General features: G+C 58.1%; 18 protein-coding genes and 1 pseudogene. 15 read left to right on the forward strand and 4 right to left on the reverse strand.

The window, feature by feature from the left end:
* Positions 1-9 precede the first annotated feature (9 nt).
* From aroC to VCA57_RS12575, 4 genes are all read left to right on the forward strand, one after another.
* Positions 10-1,101 (forward strand): chorismate synthase, encoded by a 1,092-nt coding sequence (gene aroC, locus VCA57_RS12560; RefSeq protein WP_411185366.1) that lies wholly within the window; start codon positions 10-12, stop codon positions 1,099-1,101.
* An 88-nt stretch (positions 1,102-1,189) separates the two neighbouring features.
* Positions 1,190-2,341, forward strand: a complete 1,152-nt coding sequence (locus VCA57_RS12565; protein ID WP_411185367.1) for an MFS transporter — start codon at positions 1,190-1,192, stop codon at positions 2,339-2,341.
* A 44-nt stretch (positions 2,342-2,385) separates the two neighbouring features.
* On the forward strand, positions 2,386-2,934 hold the full coding sequence (locus VCA57_RS12570) for an acireductone dioxygenase (RefSeq protein WP_411185368.1): 549 nt from the start codon (positions 2,386-2,388) through the stop codon (positions 2,932-2,934).
* A gap of 75 nt (positions 2,935-3,009) precedes the next feature.
* On the forward strand, positions 3,010-3,201 hold the full coding sequence (locus tag VCA57_RS12575; RefSeq protein WP_411185369.1) for a PLDc N-terminal domain-containing protein: 192 nt from the start codon (positions 3,010-3,012) through the stop codon (positions 3,199-3,201).
* A 5-nt stretch (positions 3,202-3,206) separates the two neighbouring features.
* Here the strand turns inward: VCA57_RS12575 and VCA57_RS12580 are convergent, their stop codons facing one another.
* The 3 genes from VCA57_RS12580 to VCA57_RS12590 all read right to left on the reverse strand — a co-directional run bounded on the left by VCA57_RS12580 (position 3,207) and on the right by VCA57_RS12590 (position 5,724).
* The gene (locus VCA57_RS12580) at positions 3,207-3,719 is read right to left on the reverse strand and encodes a methylated-DNA--[protein]-cysteine S-methyltransferase (protein WP_411185370.1); all 513 of its coding nucleotides are present in this window, start codon (positions 3,717-3,719) and stop codon (positions 3,207-3,209) included.
* A gap of 4 nt (positions 3,720-3,723) precedes the next feature.
* Positions 3,724-4,611 (reverse strand): DNA-3-methyladenine glycosylase family protein, encoded by an 888-nt coding sequence (locus VCA57_RS12585; protein ID WP_411185371.1) that lies wholly within the window; start codon positions 4,609-4,611, stop codon positions 3,724-3,726.
* A 90-nt stretch (positions 4,612-4,701) separates the two neighbouring features.
* Positions 4,702-5,724, reverse strand: coding sequence for an AraC family transcriptional regulator (locus tag VCA57_RS12590; RefSeq protein WP_411185372.1), 1,023 nt, complete (start codon positions 5,722-5,724; stop codon positions 4,702-4,704).
* Between the two features lie 119 nt (positions 5,725-5,843).
* Here VCA57_RS12590 and VCA57_RS12595 point away from each other — a divergent pair, with 119 nt between their 5' ends.
* The 11 genes and pseudogenes from VCA57_RS12595 to VCA57_RS12645 all read left to right on the forward strand — a co-directional run bounded on the left by VCA57_RS12595 (position 5,844) and on the right by VCA57_RS12645 (position 17,011).
* Positions 5,844-7,319 (forward strand): flavin-containing monooxygenase, encoded by a 1,476-nt coding sequence (locus tag VCA57_RS12595; protein ID WP_411185373.1) that lies wholly within the window; start codon positions 5,844-5,846, stop codon positions 7,317-7,319.
* On the forward strand, positions 7,303-8,232 hold the full coding sequence (locus tag VCA57_RS12600) for an alpha/beta hydrolase (protein ID WP_411185374.1): 930 nt from the start codon (positions 7,303-7,305) through the stop codon (positions 8,230-8,232). Before VCA57_RS12595 ends, VCA57_RS12600 begins: the two co-directional genes overlap by 17 nt.
* The gene (locus VCA57_RS12605; protein ID WP_411185375.1) at positions 8,232-8,993 is read left to right on the forward strand and encodes an SDR family oxidoreductase; all 762 of its coding nucleotides are present in this window, start codon (positions 8,232-8,234) and stop codon (positions 8,991-8,993) included. The genes VCA57_RS12600 and VCA57_RS12605 overlap by 1 nt, the downstream gene beginning before the upstream one ends.
* 315 nt (positions 8,994-9,308) lie before the next feature.
* A complete protein-coding gene (locus VCA57_RS12610) occupies positions 9,309-9,644 on the forward strand; it encodes a ribonuclease E inhibitor RraB (RefSeq protein WP_411185376.1) in 336 nt (111 codons plus the stop codon).
* Between the two features lie 206 nt (positions 9,645-9,850).
* A complete protein-coding gene (locus tag VCA57_RS12615; protein ID WP_411185377.1) occupies positions 9,851-10,558 on the forward strand; it encodes a type 1 glutamine amidotransferase in 708 nt (235 codons plus the stop codon).
* A gap of 191 nt (positions 10,559-10,749) precedes the next feature.
* Positions 10,750-12,159, forward strand: a complete 1,410-nt coding sequence (locus VCA57_RS12620; RefSeq protein WP_411185378.1) for a circularly permuted type 2 ATP-grasp protein — start codon at positions 10,750-10,752, stop codon at positions 12,157-12,159.
* Between the two features lie 2 nt (positions 12,160-12,161).
* Positions 12,162-13,112 (forward strand): alpha-E domain-containing protein, encoded by a 951-nt coding sequence (locus tag VCA57_RS12625; protein ID WP_411185379.1) that lies wholly within the window; start codon positions 12,162-12,164, stop codon positions 13,110-13,112.
* Entirely contained in the window at positions 13,109-13,906 is a 798-nt protein-coding gene (locus VCA57_RS12630) for a transglutaminase family protein (RefSeq protein ID WP_411185380.1), read from the forward strand. Before VCA57_RS12625 ends, VCA57_RS12630 begins: the two co-directional genes overlap by 4 nt.
* Before the next feature lie 833 nt (positions 13,907-14,739).
* A pseudogene (locus VCA57_RS12635) lies at positions 14,740-15,021 on the forward strand (PAS domain-containing protein); the annotation flags it as partial.
* Between the two features lie 243 nt (positions 15,022-15,264).
* Complete coding sequence (locus VCA57_RS12640; protein ID WP_411185520.1) at positions 15,265-16,305, forward strand: methyl-accepting chemotaxis protein; 1,041 nt, start codon at positions 15,265-15,267, stop codon at positions 16,303-16,305.
* 79 nt (positions 16,306-16,384) lie between these two features.
* Positions 16,385-17,011 (forward strand): tRNA-uridine aminocarboxypropyltransferase, encoded by a 627-nt coding sequence (locus VCA57_RS12645; protein WP_411185381.1) that lies wholly within the window; start codon positions 16,385-16,387, stop codon positions 17,009-17,011.
* A gap of 5 nt (positions 17,012-17,016) precedes the next feature.
* Here the strand turns inward: VCA57_RS12645 and VCA57_RS12650 are convergent, their stop codons facing one another.
* Positions 17,017-18,375, reverse strand: a complete 1,359-nt coding sequence (locus tag VCA57_RS12650) for an HlyD family type I secretion periplasmic adaptor subunit (protein WP_411185382.1) — start codon at positions 18,373-18,375, stop codon at positions 17,017-17,019.

Raw genomic sequence — 18,375 nt, forward strand, 5'->3', positions numbered from 1 at the left:
GTTTTGCACATGTCCGGCAATACCTACGGCAAGCTGTTCACTGTCACCACCGCTGGCGAAAGCCACGGCCCGGCGTTGGTCGCTATTGTTGATGGCTGCCCGCCGGGGCTGGATATTAGCCTGGAAGACCTGCAGCGTGATCTTGATCGGCGCAAACCTGGCACTAGCCGCCACACCACGCAGCGCCAAGAAGCCGATGAGGTGGAAATCCTCGCCGGGGTGTTCGAGGGCAAAACCACCGGTTGCTCGATTGGCCTGCTGATCCGCAATACCGATCAGAAGTCCAAGGATTACTCTGCAATCAAGGATTCCTTCCGCCCGGCCCACGCCGATTACACCTATCACCACAAGTACGGCATCCGTGACTATCGCGGTGGCGGTCGCAGTTCGGCGCGGGAAACCGCCATGCGCGTGGCGGCTGGAGCCATCGCCAAGAAGTACCTGGCGACCCAGGGCATTGTGATTCGTGGCTATATGAGCCAGCTGGGGCCAATCGAAATCCCGTTCAAAACCTGGGACAGCGTTGAGCAGAACGCCTTCTTCTGCCCTGATCCAGACAAAGTGCCCGAGCTGGAAGCCTACATGGACCAGCTACGGCGTGATCAGGACTCGGTTGGGGCGAAAATTACCGTGGTGGCTGAAGGCGTTATGCCGGGTCTGGGTGAGCCGATTTTCGACCGTCTGGACGCCGAACTGGCCCATGCGCTGATGAGCATCAACGCAGTTAAAGGCGTGGAAATCGGCGCAGGTTTTGCCAGTGTGGCGCAGCGCGGCACCGAGCACCGCGACGAGATGACCCCAGAGGGTTTCCTCTCCAACAACGCCGGCGGCATTCTTGGCGGGCTCTCCAGTGGGCAGCCGATTGTTGCGCACTTGGCGCTCAAGCCAACCTCAAGCATCACCACGCCAGGGCGCTCGATTGATGTGCATGGCAATCCGGTGGATATCATCACCAAGGGCCGTCACGACCCTTGTGTGGGCATCCGCGCTACGCCAATTGCTGAAGCGATGATGGCCATCGTGTTGATGGATCATCTGCTGCGGCACCGCGCGCAAAATGCCGATGTGCGGGTCAGCACGCCGGTGCTGCCGCAGCTGTGAGGTCCCGCGTAGGTTGGGTTGAGCGCAGCGATACCCAACACAGCGCCCCCAGGGTATCGCTCTGCTCAACCCAGGCTACGGCCAAGTTATGAGCGGCGCATTGCCATACTGGCGGCTGTCAGGTTTCTACTTCTTCTACTTTGCGTTGCTCGGTGCCACGGCACCGTTTCTCGCGCTGTATTTCGATCATCTAGGCTTCCCCGCTGCGCGTATCGGCGAGCTGATCGCCATTCCCATGCTGATGCGTTGTATCGCGCCGAATATCTGGGGTTGGCTGGGCGATTACAGCGGGCAGCGGCTGGCCATCGTGCGCTTCGGCGCACTGTGCACGCTGCTGTGCTTTGCCGGAATTTTTATCAGCCAGAGCTACGCCTGGCTGGCGTTGATCATGGCGTTGCATGCGTTCTTTTGGCACGCCGTGCTGCCGCAGTTTGAAGTCATCACCTTTGCTCACCTAAAAGAGCAGGCTTCGCGTTATAGCCAGATTCGCCTGTGGGGCAGCATCGGCTTTATCGTTGCGGTGGTGGGCTTGGGCAAATTGTTCGAGCTGCTTAGCCTGGACGCCTATCCTTGGGCGCTAATCCTGATCATGAGCGGCATCGTGCTAAGTAGCTGGTGGGTGCCCAATGCGCAGCCACAGATGCGCCCCAATACTCAGGAGCACGGTGGCTTTCTCCAGCAATTGCGTCGCCCGGGGATTCTGGCTTTCTACCTGAGTGCCGGCTTGATGCAGTTGAGCAACGGCCCGTACTACACCTTTCTCAGCCTGCACCTGGAGGCTTTGGGTTATTCGCGTGGGATGATCGGCCAGCTGTGGGCGTTGGGCGTGGTGGCTGAGATCGTGCTGTTCATGTTTATGGCGCGGTTGCTTGCCCGTTACTCGCTGCGTACCGTGCTGCTGGCGAGTTTTCTGATTACCGCCGTGCGCTGGCTGTTGCTGGGTAACCTGGCCGGGCATCTGCCGGTGCTGTTATTCGCCCAGTTGATGCATGCGGCAACCTTTGGTGCTTTTCATGCGGCGGCCATGCATTTTGTCCAGCGCAGCTTTGCCGATCGCCAGCAGGGCCAGGGCCAGGCGTTGTATGCCGCGCTGGCTGGTGTCGGCGGGGCACTGGGCGCACTGTATTCCGGCTACAGCTGGCACAGTCTTGGTGCTGCCTGGACTTTTGCCATCGCCAGCCTGATTGCCCTGTTGGCCGCTGTGATCATCGCGCGTTATATGCATGATGAAAGGCCCTGAGCGTTATTAACTGAATTGAAGTCGACCGTACGAGAGCCCTGACCATGAGCAGCCTGACCGTCTACCACCAGTCTTCGCCCGAGTACCCGAACAAGCTGCTGACCCACGCTGAAGACGTCATCAGCACCCTGGCTGCCGTCGGCGTGTCGTTCAGCCAGGTGCCGGTGCAGCAGCCTGTTACCGCCGGCACTGCCAACTATGAGTTGATGGAGGCCTGCCGTGTGCAGATCGCCCAATTGATGGTCACGCATGGCTACGTCAGTGCCGAGGTCCTGAGCCTGTGTGATGAGCGTGGTGAGGGCAGTGAATTGGCCCGTGGGCTGCGTCAGGAACAGGCCTGCCCGCCGGCTCACCTGCATTACTACCTGGCAGGGCGTGGCTTGCTGGCGCTGCATATTGGTGAGTACGTTTACAGCCTGTTGTGCGAGAAGGGCGACCTGGTAGGGCTGCCTGCTGGCGTTACGCATTGGTTCGATGCGGGTGAACATCCGCGTTTTGCCGTTCTGCGCTTGTTCGACAGCCCAGAAGTGCCGGAATTTGCCGCCGTAGGCGGTGATTTCGCCTCAGCGTTTGCAGGCTTGGATGACTGCTAACTGGCCCAGTCGCTGAACTCTTATGGATAGCGTCTATCCTACATAAGCGATCCCTTCGCATAGGAGCGACACAATATGGGTTCAATGTTCAACGGTTTACTGGGGCTGGTCATTCTGGCGCTGGATATCTGGGCGATTCTCAGCGTGATCAAAAGCAGCGCTGAAACCGGTATCAAAGTGTTGTGGATATTGTTGATCGTCTTGCTGCCAGTGGTTGGCTTGATTATCTGGGCGTTGATGGGGCCGCGTGGCACGGTCAAGTTCTAGTGATCTTATGCGGTGCTGGTTGAGAAACTCAGCAGCGCTTGTTCTGGTAGTTGTACCCCTTCCAATTTGAGCAACAGCGCTTTGCGTGGCAGGCCGCCGGCATAACCGGTGAGGCTGCCATCGCGGCCGATTACCCGATGGCAGGGAATGATGATGGCAATCGGGTTGGCGCCATTAGCTGCGCCTACAGCGCGCACGGCCTTAGGCCGCGCGATCTCGGCGGCGAGGTCGCTGTAGCAGCTGGTCTGGCCGAACGGGATGCTCTGCAGTGCCTGCCATACCGCCTGTTGAAACGCTGTACCTTGCGGCGCCAGGCGCAGTTCGAAGCGCTGCCGGCGGCCGGCGAAATACTCATCCAGTTGCCTGCATACCTGATCCAGTTCATCGCCAGCACTGCGCCAGTGCTCGTCGATTCTCCAGGGTTTGTCAGCGATATCCATTAGCACGTGCTGCAGGCCGCTGGCATCGCCACTCAGTAGCAGGCGGCCGATCGGGCTGTCGTGGTAGCGGTAGAACATCGGTTTAGCCCTCGTAATAGTTTTGCCACAGGTGCGCGGCCGCGTAGGCGCGCCAAGGTCGCCAGGCTTCGGCGCGGGCTTTTAGCTGTTTGGCGTCGATACCATCTGATCCCCATGCCGGAGCCTTGAGCAGGCCAAGGTCGCTGGCGGGGAATGCGTCGACCTCGCCAAAGGCGCGCAGCGCAATATATTCAGCCGTCCACGGGCCGATACCGGGTAGGGCGCACAGCTGCTCGACAAAGGCTGTGTAACCAACTTGCAGATTCAGCTGTAAGCGGCCGCTGGCCACCTGCGCGGCGAAGTGTTGCAAGGTCTGCACGCGTTTGCCAGGCATGCCGATGCCATCCAGGTTGGCATCGGCGATAGCGCAAGGACTGGGGAACAACCGCTGAATATCGGTAGCATCGGCAAACTGCAACGGCTCACCCAGGCGCGTGACTAAACGGCCGGTGATGGTTACCGCCGCCTTGACCGTGACTTGCTGGCCGACGATGGCGCGCACGGCCTGTTCGAACGGATCAAAGGCTGTCGGCAGGCGTAAGCCGGGGTTACGTGCGAACAATGGCCCAAGCTGCTCATCGGCGGCAAAGTGCGCGTTGATCCGCTGCGGCTGGCAGTCCAGATCGAACATCTTGCGTACCCGCATGATGAGTGCTGGTAGGCAGGGTTGTAGCGATTGGCTGTAGTGCAATTGCAGCGCGGGTTGATCTGTCAGCGCCTGCACACGAAACCAGCCGCGTTGCCCATCCAGTTGTACGCTGCGGGCGTAACTGTCGGCCTGCAAGCTTTCCACCCCAGCCAGTGCGCGTAGGGCAAAGTGCCGATAGAACTGCTGCCACTGCCAGGGCGGTTGATAGCTGAGCAGTAGAGCGGGGTATAGGGAATTGGTCATAGCTGAACAATAACCGCAGGCTAAGCGACTGTCAGTGCAGAACTGACTTTCAAACTGGCAGGCTCTATTTATGGATGCGGGCGGCAACCTTTAGCCGAGCGTTTGACGATATTGCCCAGGCGTCAGGCCTTTCCAGCGCTTGAAGGCATGCAGAAAGTTCGATACCTCGCTGTAACCCAGACGCTCGGCAATTTCCTCCTGGCTCAGACTGGCGATGGCCAGTAGCTCTTCGGCCAGTGCCTGGCGAACTTCTTCCTGTAACTGGCGGAAACTACTGCCTTGTTCTTCCAGGCGGCGGCGCAGGGTGCGGCTGCTGATATTCAGCTCGCCCGCGATCACTTCCATATCCGCTAGCCGGCCTGGCGTACTAAGCAGGCGGTCGCGGATTTGCCCAGCCAGGCCGCTGCGCACTTGGCGTTTGGCCAGCAGCGCCTGGCACTGCAGCTCGCAGAGCTGGGCGCTGTGCGGATTGGCGCGGGGCAGGGGCAGGTCGAGCAGGTGGCGGGCGAAGCTGATGCGGTTTTGCGTGCAGGAAAATTCCGGTAGCAAGCCGAAGTGTTCAATAAAGCGCGTCGGGTCGGCTGGCGCTGGCATGCTCAGTTGCACCTGGTTCAGGGGCACTTTGGCAGCGGTTAACTCGCGTTGAATCACCATCACTGCGACCGCGTCGCGCAGCAGCAGAAAGTCGCGGGCCTTGTCCGGTAAATGGCTGCCGTCCAGCTCCAAGTGGGCTTGGTTGGTATCTTCATGCAAGGTGATGCGGTTGAAGGCAAAGGTCAGATCGAGGTAGCGCAGACCCAGTTCGGCGGCCTGGCGAAAGGTCTGGCTGCTGAGCAAGGCGTAGCCCCAGATACCGTAGGTGGTCAGTTGGTAGCGCAGGCCGGCTTGTAGGCCCAGGTCGTGCTGATCGGGCAGGGCGTCAATCAGGTTGCTGATCAGTTGCAGTTCCTGCGCACCTTCGATCTCGCTATGCAGTTCGGCCAGTTGTAGGGGGCTGAGGCCGGTATTGAGCAGGCAGCGTTCGACACTCAGGCCATGGTCGAGACCCAGTTGGGTCAGCAATTGGGCGCTGGTGATGCTGCGTTTGGGCAGGCTCATGGTGGCGCTTGGCATAGGTTGTCCGTTGCGATTGTCCGAAAGTCACAATCTGTTGGCCGACTATGCCATAACCCGCTAGGCGGCAGGCAAGTAGCATCCGGGCATCCGCACTGTTTGCGGTTGGGGATATAAAAATGAATAACACCTCCAAAAAACCGGTCTCCTTGCGCGTGCTGATTATCGGCAGCGGCTTTGGTGGCCTGGGTATGGCCATTCAGTTACAAAAGGCCGGTATCGAAGATTTTCTGCTGCTGGAAAAAGCCGCAGATGTCGGCGGCACCTGGCGTGACAACAGTTACCCAGGGGCGGCGTGCGATGTGCCGTCACACCTGTATTCGTTTTCCTTCGAGGCGAAAACCGACTGGAGCCGCAAGTTCGCGCCCCAGGCGGAAATCCACGCTTACATGCTGCATTGCGTGGCCAAGTATCAGCTGCGCCCGCGCATTCGCTGCAATGCTGAGGTGGCGTCGGCGTTGTTTGATGCTGAGGCGGCGCTGTGGCGGGTGAGCCTGAGCAACGGCGAAGAACTTTGCGCTGAGGTGCTGATCAGCGCCTGTGGCCAGCTCAATCAACCGGCCTATCCTGCGCTACCGGGTATTGAGCATTTCAGCGGCGAGGCCTTCCACTCGGCGCGCTGGCGGCATGACCTGGACCTGTCCGGTAAGCGCGTGGCGGTAATCGGCACTGGCGCGTCGGCGATTCAGTTTGTCCCGCAGATCCAGCCCAAGGTTGCCGAACTCAAGCTGTTCCAGCGTTCACCGGCTTATGTGTTGGCCAAGCCGGATCGCGCCTACCGTCCGTGGGAGCTGGCGCTGATGCGCCGACTGCCTTGGCTGCAACGCCTCGACCGTGGCCTCAAGTACATTCAACATGAGGTGCGCGGCCTGGCGTTTATCAGCATGCCGTGGCTTATGAAGCTGTTTCGTTTCAGCTTCGAGCGCCACCTGAATCAGCACATCAGCAATCCGCAGTTGCGTGCGCAGTTACAGCCGGACTATCCCATGGGCTGCAAGCGCATTCTGATCAGCAATGATTACTTACCGGCCCTGGCACAGCCCAACGTGACCGTGATCAGCGAGGCGATCAACCGCGTTAGCGAGACGGCGATTATCACCGCCGATGGCCGCGAGCATCCCTGTGATGTGCTGATCTACGGCACCGGCTTTGCCGCCACGGATTTTCTTGCGCCGATGCAGATTCGCGGGCTTGGCGGGCAGGAGTTGAATCAGGCTTGGCGTGATGGCGCTGAAGCCTACAAGGGCATCAGTGTCAGTGGCTTCCCCAACCTGTTCATCCTCTATGGGCCGAATACCAACCTGGGGCATAACTCAATCATTTATATGCTGGAAAGTCAGTTCCGCTATGTGCTCGGCTGCATTGATTTGCTGCGCCAGCAGGGCGCACGCTATTTGGATGTAAAAGCGACGGTGCAGCAGGGCTACAACCAGCACATTCAGGCCAGTTCACATCGCACGATATGGGAGCAGGGTTGTGCCAGTTGGTACAAAACCGCCTCTGGAAAAAATACCAATAACTGGCCGGGGTACACCTTTACCTACCGCCAGCAGACCCGTGCCCCGGAGGTGAATGACTATGACTGCATCCTCTGAATTTAGCGCGCCAGCGGCCGATCAGGCGTTCCTGCGTAGCGTCTTGCGCAGCAGCCTGCGCCTGTTGTTTCGTGGTTTGGTGCGCCCGCCGATGCCGATTGCCGGGCAGCGCGCGGTGCTGCGTTTGCTCACGGCAGTCAGCCCTATGCCGCGTGGCATTACACGCAGCGCCGGCACCCTGGCTGGGCGCGCCTGCGAATGGCACAAGCCGCCCAGTGGTAGCGGCACGGTTCTGCTGTATTTGCATGGCGGGGCGTACCTGATTGGCGGGCCGAATACCCATCGCACGATTTGCTCCCACCTGGCCAAGTGCGGGCAGATGGACGTGTGTGCCCTGGACTACCGCCTGGCCCCTGAGCATCAATATCCGGCAGCCCGTGATGATGCGCTCGCAGCCTTCGAGGAGCTGATCAAGTTGGGCTACAAACCCTCGCAGATTGTTATGGGCGGGGATTCAGCCGGTGGCAATCTGAGTCTGATTAGCAGCCTGCGTTTGCGCGATTTGGGCTTGCCGCAACCGGCGGCGCTGGTGTGTTTTTCACCCGTGACTGACTTTACCGGCACGCAAATGCACGAACCTCCTGCGGGCGATCCGCTGCTTAATCGCAAGTGGATGGAGCAGGCGCTTGCGTTGTATTGCCCGGCTGATGTGGCGAGTGACGACCCCGGTGTGTCGCCACAATTTGCCGACTTGCAGGGGCTGGCACCGTTGCTGATACAGGTGGGCGAGGACGAAATGTTGCGCAACGATAGCTTGCGCTTTGCCGACAAAGCCATGGCGGCGGGAGTGGATGTGCGTCTGCAGCGTTATCCCGGCCTGTGGCACGTATTTCAGGCCCACGCCGGGATGCTCAACGTGGCAGATTTTGCGTTGGCCGAAGTGGTGAGTTTTCTACGTGAGCGAGGCTGCTGATGAACAATATTCTGATTGCTGGCGCAGCCTCTGGTATCGGCGCGGCGACTGCACGATTGTTCCACCGCCAGGGCTGGCAGGTAGGATTGCTCGACATCAACCCGCAGGCACTGGCCGAGCTGGCCAGCGAGCTGGGCAATGCCTGGCATGCCGAGTTGGATGTGACCGATGCGGCGGCGGTTAAGGTTACCCTGGCGGATTTCTGCGCTCGACATGGCGGGCAATTGCGCCTGTTGTTCAACAGCGCGGGCATTTTGCAGTGCGGTCATTTCGAAGAAATCGAACTGAGCGAGCATGCGCGCATTCTGCAGATCAACGTGCAGGGCTTGCTCAACATGACTCACGCCGCATTCCCCTACCTGAAGGCCACGGCGCAGGCTCAGGTGATGAATATGGGCTCGGCTTCCGGGCTGTATGGCGTGCCGCATATGGCCAGTTATTCTGCCTCCAAGTTTGCTGTGCGTGGGCTAACCGAGGCACTGGAGTTGGAGTGGGCCAAACATGGCATTCGCGTTGGTGACCTGATGCCGCCCTTTGTCAGTACGCCGATGCTCAATAACCAGCGCTTCCAGGCCCCGGTGCTCCGCCGTTTAGGGGTTAACCTTGGGCCAGATGCGGTAGCCCAGGCCGCTTGGGCGCAAGCGCAGCAGAACCAGGTTCACCGGCCCATCAGCCTGCAATTCAAGCTGTTGTATTGGTCGGGTCAGCTAACTCCGGCTTGGCTGACCCGGCGAATCATGGCCTGGTTAAGCCGTACATAAGTGTTTAGGTGTCTTGCTGTAACAAGTTTCGCTGGGCAAATGCTGTGCGATAGGTCTAGTCTGCAGTCAGCGCTTCCGGTTTGTACGTTCTGTACGGGCCTGCGTGACCAGCCCTGGTTTCAGGACTGGCTTATGACACATCAAGCGGCGTCATTGCTTGATTCTCGGGCGGCACTGCAACTGGTGCCGTGACACCGCTGAGGTTCTGGCGGTAGCAATGGGAAAGCGTTTAACAGGTCGTAGCACTGCAGTATCGACACCTAGTTGGTTCTTTAGCGTCCTGTCATTTTGTCCATCGCCTGAGGAGGTCACTTCATGAGCACAGCCTTGCACGATGATGTCAGTAACGGGGTTTTACGGCGGATGAAGGAGGGTGGCTTTGACTTTGCCAGCTTCCATCCCATCGAGTTCTACGCCCTTTTCCCCGATGAAGAACGGGCCCGCATGGCCACCCGTAAATTTCGTGGTGAATCTTTGCATGCCTTAGTCACCGAGCGTGATGACGGTATTTGGCACCTGCAAGTCAGTAAAGTTATGTTCGCGACGTATCATGGTATCGACGACTTCGAGCATGACCTGGAGTCTGTTGTGGCGCCGCTTGGCGGCAAACTGGATGGGTGGGGGGTAACCCAGGAGGTGAGGCAGCCCTGAGGGCTTTTAACGGTCGACTGCGCGCTGGTCCTGCAACGTTAAACAACCGGACCTAGCTCGCAGATCGCCAACCGCTCTGAGATCCACACACCGGCCAGCCATGCGCTGGCCGGTTTTATTTCTAGCCTCGTCTTCCTGCTTATTCCTGCCAATCGCCGCTCGACCCTCGCCTGCGCTTTGCTTCAGACTGACAGGCGGAGGTGGTTATGACCGACATTGTTATTTTTACCCATATTGATTACTGCCCGCCGGCCCACCTGGGCAAGGTGTTGGCGCAGGCTGGCCATGCATTCACCGTGCTGCGCGCTGATCTTGGTGAGTTGGAGGGCATTGATCTCGACCGTCCCAAGGCTGTGGCTGTCATGGGCGGGCCGATGAGCGTGAATGATCCGCTGCCTTGGATACAAACTGAGGTGGCGGCGCTGCAGCATCTTATCCGCCGCGATATCCCGCTGATTGGTCATTGCCTGGGTGGCCAGTTATTGGCCAAGGCCCTTGGTGGTGAGATATCTTGCATGCCCTATACCGAGAGTGGCTGGCAGCCGCTCAGCCGTCTTGATCAGGCCGCACCAAGCCCCTGGATGGCGCATCTGCCGGCGACCTTCCCGGTGTTTCAATGGCATGGCGACACCTTCGCGATTCCGGCGGGAGCACAGCCTTTGCTCAGCAGCCCTTGGTGCAGCAACCAGGCGTTTGCCTGGGGCGACAAGGTGCTGGCCTTGCAAGGCCATCCGGAAATGGACGAGGCCTTGGTGCGCCAATGGCTGAACGATTGGTATCACCTGCTTGACGACAGCCAGCCGAGCCAGCAGAGCAGGGCGCAGATGCTGGCAGACTTGCCGACTAAGATCGCGCAGCTGAACCGCGTAGCTGAAGGCTTCTATCGGCACTGGCTGCAATTGGCCGGTCTTTGACGCGCTTGCAACCAGCTCGACCAGGGTTCGCCTTAAAATGGCGCACCTGGCGTGCTGTGCGGTCATTGGTGCGCTCCGATTTGGTGCGCTTTAGACCTTTCTAATATTCAAGCACTTGATTCTAAAGATTTTTATGGTCTGGCGCGGGCCTTGCAGTAGCTACTTCATGTTCGGGTGACAAGGAGTACGGCATGGCCCGCACCTTTTATGATGAGATGTACGACGCGAGTGGCGCTGTCCGCCCGCACTACCAGGCATTCGCCCGGTGGTTGGCAGATACACCCGAGGAACTGCTGGCGCAGCGCCGCCGTGAGGCCGACCTGCTGTTTCACCGTGCAGGCATCACCTTCACCTTGTATGGCGATGATCAGGGCACTGAACGGCTAATTCCGTTCGACATCATTCCGCGCAGTATTCCTGCCAGTGAATGGCGCATTGTCGAGCGTGGCTGCATCCAACGGGTGCAGGCATTGAATATGTTTCTCGCCGACCTGTACCACGATCAGCGCATTATCAAGGCCGGGATTATCCCCGCTGAGCAAGTGCTGGCTAATGAGGGTTACCAGATCGCCATGCAGGGCCTGAACCTGCACCGTGATCTCTACGCCCACATCGCCGGGGTTGATTTGGTGCGTGATGGCGATGGCAGCTACTACGTGCTGGAAGACAACCTGCGCACGCCCAGTGGCGTCAGCTACATGCTCGAAGACCGCAAGATGATGATGCGTCTGTTCCCCGAGCTGTTTGCTGCCCAGCGTGTTGCACCGATCGGCCACTATCCGAATATCCTGCTTGATACGCTCAAGTCGTCTAGCCCGTTGGATAACCCCAGTGTTGTGGTGCTGACGCCGGGGCGCTTCAACAGTGCCTATTTCGAGCACGCCTTCCTCGCCCGTGAAATGGGGGTTGAGCTGGTTGAAGGTGCGGATTTGTTCGTGCGTGACGACAAGTTGTTTATGCGCACCACGGCAGGTGCCAAGCAGGTGGATGTGGTTTATCGCCGCCTCGACGATGCCTTCCTTGACCCGCTGGCCTTTAATCCGGACTCCATGCTCGGTGTGCCGGGGCTGCTGGCCTGCTACCGCAGCGGTAATGTGGTCTTGGCCAACGCCATCGGTACGGGTGTGGCGGACGACAAGTCGATCTACCCGTATGTCGACGAGATGATCCGCTTCTATCTGAGCGAGGAGCCAATCCTGAAAAACGTGCCGACCTTCCAGTGTCGCAAACCGGCCGAGCTGTCTCATGTGCTGGCTAATCTGGGCGATCTGGTGGTCAAGGAAACTCAAGGTTCAGGCGGCTACGGCATGCTCGTGGGGCCGGCTGCAACCAAGGCCGAAATCGAGGACTTCCGGGCTCGGCTGATCGCTCGTCCTGAGGCCTATATCGCGCAACCAACCCTGTGTCTGTCGACCTGCCCTACCTTTGTTGAACGCGGCATTGCACCACGGCATATCGACCTGCGGCCCTTCGTGCTTTCCGGCAAAGAAACTCGCATCGTTCCAGGTGGTCTTACCCGTGTTGCACTGCGCGAAGGCTCGCTGGTGGTCAACTCGTCCCAAGGTGGCGGTACCAAAGACACCTGGGTGGTGGAGGACTAATCATGCTTTCAAGAACTGCCTCTGATCTGTACTGGATGTCGCGTTATCTGGAGCGTGCGGAAAACCTCGCGCGCATGCTTGAGGTCAGCTATTCGTTGTCGTTGATGCCGCAGGATGGGCAGAGCGATGGCCTGGAAGAGTTGGCTATGCCGCTGCTGATTACCGGCACACTGGATGACTACTTAGAGCGCCACGGCCCTCTGCACGCTGAGCGCATGCTGAATTTCTTTGCCCTCGACGCCAGCAACCCGGCGAGTATCTATTGCTGCTTACAAGCCGCGCGTAGTAACGCTCACGCCGTGCGTGGACGGATCACGGCGGATATGTGGGAGAACATCAACGCCACCTGGCTGGAAATCCGTGATATCTCCGGACAAGGCATGGGCCGTTATGGCATCAGTCGTTTCTGCGAATGGGTCAAGGAGCGCTCGCACCTATTTCGTGGTGCCACCTTCGGCACCATCATGCGCGGCGATCCGTACCGCTTTATTCGCCTTGGCACCTTTATCGAGCGCGCCGACAACACCCTGCGTCTGCTTGATGCACGCTATGAAATGCTCGGCGAAGACATCGACGAAATTGACGGTCGGCCGGCGCGCAGCTATTACCAGTGGACAGCGCTGCTACGTGCACTGTCCTCGTTTGAGGCGTTTGCCGAGATCTATCGCGGCTCGCCCGGTACGCGCAAAGTCTCCGAACTACTGCTGTTGCGTGCCGATGTACCGCGCTCGCTGCGCGCCTGCATGGACGAACTCAGCTTGATGCTCGCCAGCCTGCCCGGCGATAACGGCCGCCCGGCCCAGCGCCTGGCCGCTGAACTGGAAGCGCGGTTGCGCTACACCAGCATTGAGGAAGTACTCGACGAGGGCCTGCACGCCTGGCTCACCGATTTCATCCTGCTGGTACGCCAGCTGGGTCAAGCCATCCAAAGTTCCTACCTGGAGGTTGCATGAAACTGTCAATCAGCCACGACACTACCTATCACTATGAAGATCAGGTACGCACCAGCATCCAGTATTTGCGCATGACCCCGCACGACAGCGAGCGCCAACGCGTGCTTAGCTGGCAGCTGACTTTGCCGCGTCCGGTGCGGGCGCAGCTCGACCCTTACGGCAATATCCTCCACGTGCTGACGATGGAAGAACCACACGAATCCATCGTTATCGGTGCCCGTGGTCAGGTGGAAATCGACGAGGCGCGTGAGGCCGAACATGAAAGCCAGTCGCCTTTGCCGTTTTTGCGCTTCACCCGCCTGACTGAAGCCGACGAAGCCCTGCGAGAGTTTGCCAAACTGCAAAGCAAGAACCGCCAGGATCGCAGTGGACTGATCGACCTGATGCATGCGTTGAATGCCCATATCAGCTACCAGCCTGGCACCACTGCGGTAGAAACCAGCGCTGCTGAAGCCTTCGCCGGTGGTAAGGGCGTCTGCCAGGACCATGCCCACGCGTTTCTTGCCTGCGCGCGGAGCATGGGCATTCCGGCGCGTTATGTATCGGGCTATCTGTTTACCGACAGTGAGGACCATCTGGCTAGCCACGCCTGGGCCGAAGCCTGGCTGGATGACGCCTGGTACAGCTTTGATGTGACCAACTGCCTGGCCCGCCCCGAGCGCCACCTGAAATTAGCCGTAGGGCTGGATTATCTCGATGCCTGCCCGGTACGTGGCATGCGTCGCGGTGGTGGGGTTGAGCAGATGCATGCGCAGGTGGAAGTTGCTCCGGTGATTCGGGTGCAGCAGCAGTAAGTTCGTTGCCTGCCGCAAGAGTGGGTTTGTGGCGATGATCTGACATTGACCATTCAGCTCGCAGTTTTAGCGCCACGGAACCTATAAGCTGTTAGCCACCGTTGCACTGTGCAGGTTACTTGCGACGGTTGGCTGAGGCCTGGTTTCGCTTTGACGGGCAAGGTCTCTAAGTCGATCCATTTCCCTTCTAGGCCGCGCCGCCGGTCTTTAGCATTAGCTGTTCTGTGCATTTCCCCATAGCTCTGCGCTGTTCTTGCGATTTTGATACTGCGGGGCTAAGTCTCCAGCGTTTTAATTTCGGCCGTACCGCGCATTCGAAAAATTGATCAAGCGCCTATCGTTTAAGCATCGCGTAATTATTTATGCCGGAAAATCGTCTTGTACGGTAACGCTACATGGCATGGCTTTACGTCTGCCGTTTGATACCCAATAGCTGCAGGGCAGCAGATTATCCACCCGTAAACTAGGCTGGAAAGAGGCGCTTATGCGCCTGTATATCGGGCGTGACTGAAGGTTTTTTTATGAAAATAAAATTACACAGTACCTTGCTATCTCTTTTGCTTGTCCTATATCCGCATGCACGGTTTTGTTGCGATTGATTTTCTTACGCAACAATAAATCTGCACTCAATAAGTTTTCCGCTATCGTTAAATTTCACCTGACAACTAAAAAATTTCAGGCACCGTTAACGTGTGTGTGGCTATGTTTTTGAAAGTTATCGATAGAATTTATTGGTCATTATCCAGCCTTCAAACATGCATTTTTTATTGTGTTTGTTTGAGTGTGCTAAACCTAAAAAGCAGTTGAAAAAAGATTAGATAGGGACAGCCTCGATGCGCCAGAACCTTCCAGTGACTCAACGGGAAAGAACGTTTCCCGGGCATGAACGCCTGATTTCTACCACTGACCTGAACAGCGTCATTACCTACTGTAATGACGCCTTTGTTGAGATCAGCGGTTTCACCCGTGAGGAACTGGTCGGTCAGCCGCACAATTTGGTGCGCCATCCCGACATGCCGCCAAGTGTTTTTCAGCATATGTGGGAAACCATCAAACAGGGCAAGCCCTGGATGGGCATTGTTAAAAACCGCTCCAAGAATGGCGACTTCTACTGGGTCAGCGCCTATGTCACGCCGGTTTATGAAAACGGCCGAGTCGTGGGTTATGAATCGGTGCGCTCCTTGCCGGATGACGCGCAGAAGCGCCGGGCAGAAAAGCTTTATGCGCGTTTGCGCGAGGGCAAACCGGCCGTGCCCAAGTTGGAATACTGGACACTCGACATTATTCAGTCTTGGCCGTTGATTCTGACCGGATTGATTATCCTAGGCGCCCAGTTTTTGCTCAGTGGCCCATGGTTGTTGGGGCTGATCGTTGCCGTAATGTTCGGTCTTGGCGCTTATCAGTTGTTCGAAAAACGTAGCCTTATCAGGGCGACCTTGGCTGAGCATCCGAAGGCCTTTACCAGTGAGCTGGTTGCGTTGACCTATACCGATAGTCGCGGTGCGCAGGCGATGCTTGATATGGCGATGATCAGCGAAGAGGCACGTTTGCAGACGGCACTGACGCGCATCGAGGATGCCGGCAATAATGTTAAGAAGCATGCCGCGCGATCGGCGGAGCTGTCTCGCTCAGGAGCGGAAATGCTCGATCAGCAGCGCAGTGAGACGGATCAGTCGGCGACGGCGATCAACCAGATGGCTGCAACCATCCAAGAAGTAACGCATAACGTGCAAAGCACCTCACATGCTGCTGAGGAGGCTGATCATCTAGCTAAACAAGGATTGCAACTGGCCAGCGGTAGCCTGGAGTCAATGCAGCATATGGCCAAGGCGGTGATGGATATTGGCCAAGCGGTTAATGACCTTGCCAACTCCACGCAATCTATTGGCAGCGTGGCGGATGTAATTACCTCAATTGCTGAACAGACCAACCTTCTGGCGCTTAACGCGGCCATTGAAGCTGCCCGTGCGGGTGAGCAAGGACGGGGTTTCGCGGTGGTTGCCGATGAGGTGCGCTCACTGGCCTCGCGTACCCGTGAATCAACCGAGCAAATTCACCAGATCATTGCATCCCTGCGCGCCGGTGCTGAACGAGCGGTTGTTACTGCGAGTAAGGGCGAGTCGATTTCTAAAGAGAGTGTTGGCAGTGTGGAGTCTGTGTGTACGGCGCTTGGTGGCATCAGTGAGGCGGTTAGTCGTATTACGGGTATGAGCCAGCAGATGGCTTCGGCTTCAGAAGAGCAGAGCCATGTGGCGGAAGATATCAGCCGGCAAATCACCCAAATCGCACAGTTGTCTGATCGCAGCGCCGGCCAGGCTCATGAGGGCGCACAGATTGGCCGTGAGCTTGAAGATATGGCCGATTATCTGCACAGCCTGGCCGAGCGCTTTAATCGCTGACGTACCGGTTAGCAGGCCTGCAGTGCGACAGGTCTGATGCTCATCGGTTATGGCAAACTGCGTGGCTGAGGAGAGCCACATGTCACGCCAGCATTGCCCACGTTGCACCCGTCCTGCCGAGCGCTGCCTGTGCGCGCTCATCCCCCATATAGCCAGCCGTACTCGGGTGTTGATCCTGCAACATCCGAGTGAAGTGCGGCATGCACTGAATACCGCACGGTTGGCGGCGCTGGGTCTTAGTAATGCCGAACTGCTGGTCGGGGAAGTCTTTGAGTCACTACCGGCATTGTTACAGCAGTCTGGTTATCGTCCCTGTTTGCTGTTCCCTGGCGAGCCGGCCCAGCCATTGCTGCAGTTTGCCGAGCAGCACAGCGAGAAGCCGTTGCTACTGGTAGTGCCCGATGGCACGTGGCGCAAAGCGCGCAAGCTGTTGTACCTGAATCCGCTGTTGGCGGATTTGCCGCGGGTGGTTCTGGCGACAGGTTTACAGTCGCGCTATCGCTTACGCAAAGCGCCAATGCTCGGTGCGCTCTCAACCATCGAGGCGATTGTCGCCGCGCTCAACACGCTAGAACCGGATGGCTGTTTCGATGCATTGCTCGCGCCATTCGATGTGCTGATTGACGGGCAGATTGAGGCTATGGGCGAAAAGACTTACCAGCGTAACCATGGTCATGCTGAGGGTGTGCCTAAGCCAGCAGAATAGGGCGATCAACGCTCTCGCATGGCTTCCGCACGGGCTTTGAGTACGGGTTTGAGTAGGTAATCCAGCACGCTTTTTTCACCGGTGATGATGTCCACGCTGGCGATCATTCCAGGGATTATCAGTAGCGGATGCTCTTCGCTGCCTAGGTGGCTCTTATCGGTACGTACCTGGATCAGGTAGAAGCTATTGCCTTCTTCATCGGTGATGGTGTCGGCACTGATAAGTTCGAGGTTGGCCTTCAGCCCGCCGTAAATGGTGTAGTCGTAAGCGGTGAACTTGACCATGGCTTTCTGGTTAGGGTGGAGAAAGGCCACATCTTGCGGCCGAACTTTGGCCTCAATCAGCAGGCTGTCGTCGAGGGGGACGATTTCCAACATGTCACTGCCCGGCTGCACCACGCCGCCAATGGTATTGACCTTGAGTTGTTTGATGATTCCGCGCACGGGCGACACCACGGTCGTACGGCTAACCCGGTCATCAATGGCGACATTGGTGGCGGTGATCTTCTGCAGTTCGGTGCGGATTTCATTGAGTTCCTTGAATGCATCGGCACGAAAGCCCAGTTCCGACTCATCAATCTTGCTCTTGATTTCATCCATCGCCGATTTGGCCCGGGGGATTGCCAGGTTGGTGGCCTCCAGTGAGCCGCGTATTTCCACCAGGCTACGGCGCAAGCGCAGAATCTCCACTTGCGAGATGGCGCCGGTGGCCACCAACGGCTGTGACATGTTCAGCTCTTGCTGCAGCAGATTCATGCTTGAACTGTACTGCTGAGCCTTGGCGCGAAACTCGGCCAGTTCCTGGTTTTTTTGCTGCAGTTGTTCACCGAGTGTGCGTTGTTCGCTTTGCAGGCGGTTTTGTCGAGATTGATAAAGCGCCAGCTCATCTTCAGCCAGTTGTGCCGCGTCGCGCAGAATTTCGACCGGCATGTTGAGCGGGCGGCCCTCCGCTTCAGCGCTCAAACGCTCCACCCGGGCCACCAGGGCCAGGCGATCCGCTTCGCTTTCGCCGCGGTTGGAGAGGTAGCGGGTGTCATCCAGGCGCAGCAGAACAGCGCCTTTTTCAACCACCTGGCCTTCACGTACGAATATTTCGCTGACGATGCCGCCTTCCAGGTTCTGGATCACCTGGATCTTGCTGGAGGGAATGGCCTTGCCTTGCCCGGTGGTGACTTCTTCCAGTACGGCAAAGTTGGCCCAAATCAGTGCCGCTATCAGGCACGCACTGACCACCCAAACGGTGATGCGGGTAAACCAGGGTGAGTCTTCGAGAATGGCGCCGTCGACTTCCGGCATGAACTCGGTGTCCTGCTTGCGCTGGCGCATGCTGGCGAAATAGTTGCGAAGCGAATGGCGTGTTGGCAT

Source organism: Pseudomonas sp., assembly GCF_046581935.1.
Classification (GTDB): Bacteria; Pseudomonadota; Gammaproteobacteria; order Pseudomonadales; family Pseudomonadaceae; genus Aquipseudomonas.

Bases quoted from the DNA above. Each gene is read 5' to 3' on its own strand.
- aroC (WP_411185366.1), top strand. From the start codon at position 10: ATGTCCGGCAATACCTACGGCAAGCTGTTCACTGTCACCACCGCTGGC.
- VCA57_RS12565 (WP_411185367.1), top strand. From the start codon at position 1,190: ATGAGCGGCGCATTGCCATACTGGCGGCTGTCAGGTTTCTACTTCTTC.
- VCA57_RS12570 (WP_411185368.1), top strand. From the start codon at position 2,386: ATGAGCAGCCTGACCGTCTACCACCAGTCTTCGCCCGAGTACCCGAAC.
- VCA57_RS12575 (WP_411185369.1), top strand. From the start codon at position 3,010: ATGGGTTCAATGTTCAACGGTTTACTGGGGCTGGTCATTCTGGCGCTG.
- VCA57_RS12580 (WP_411185370.1), bottom strand. From the start codon at position 3,719: ATGTTCTACCGCTACCACGACAGCCCGATCGGCCGCCTGCTACTGAGT.
- VCA57_RS12585 (WP_411185371.1), bottom strand. From the start codon at position 4,611: ATGACCAATTCCCTATACCCCGCTCTACTGCTCAGCTATCAACCGCCC.
- VCA57_RS12590 (WP_411185372.1), bottom strand. From the start codon at position 5,724: ATGCCAAGCGCCACCATGAGCCTGCCCAAACGCAGCATCACCAGCGCC.
- VCA57_RS12595 (WP_411185373.1), top strand. From the start codon at position 5,844: ATGAATAACACCTCCAAAAAACCGGTCTCCTTGCGCGTGCTGATTATC.
- VCA57_RS12600 (WP_411185374.1), top strand. From the start codon at position 7,303: ATGACTGCATCCTCTGAATTTAGCGCGCCAGCGGCCGATCAGGCGTTC.
- VCA57_RS12605 (WP_411185375.1), top strand. From the start codon at position 8,232: ATGAACAATATTCTGATTGCTGGCGCAGCCTCTGGTATCGGCGCGGCG.
- VCA57_RS12610 (WP_411185376.1), top strand. From the start codon at position 9,309: ATGAGCACAGCCTTGCACGATGATGTCAGTAACGGGGTTTTACGGCGG.
- VCA57_RS12615 (WP_411185377.1), top strand. From the start codon at position 9,851: ATGACCGACATTGTTATTTTTACCCATATTGATTACTGCCCGCCGGCC.
- VCA57_RS12620 (WP_411185378.1), top strand. From the start codon at position 10,750: ATGGCCCGCACCTTTTATGATGAGATGTACGACGCGAGTGGCGCTGTC.
- VCA57_RS12625 (WP_411185379.1), top strand. From the start codon at position 12,162: ATGCTTTCAAGAACTGCCTCTGATCTGTACTGGATGTCGCGTTATCTG.
- VCA57_RS12630 (WP_411185380.1), top strand. From the start codon at position 13,109: ATGAAACTGTCAATCAGCCACGACACTACCTATCACTATGAAGATCAG.
- VCA57_RS12645 (WP_411185381.1), top strand. From the start codon at position 16,385: ATGTCACGCCAGCATTGCCCACGTTGCACCCGTCCTGCCGAGCGCTGC.
- VCA57_RS12650 (WP_411185382.1), bottom strand. From the start codon at position 18,375: ATGCCAACACGCCATTCGCTTCGCAACTATTTCGCCAGCATGCGCCAG.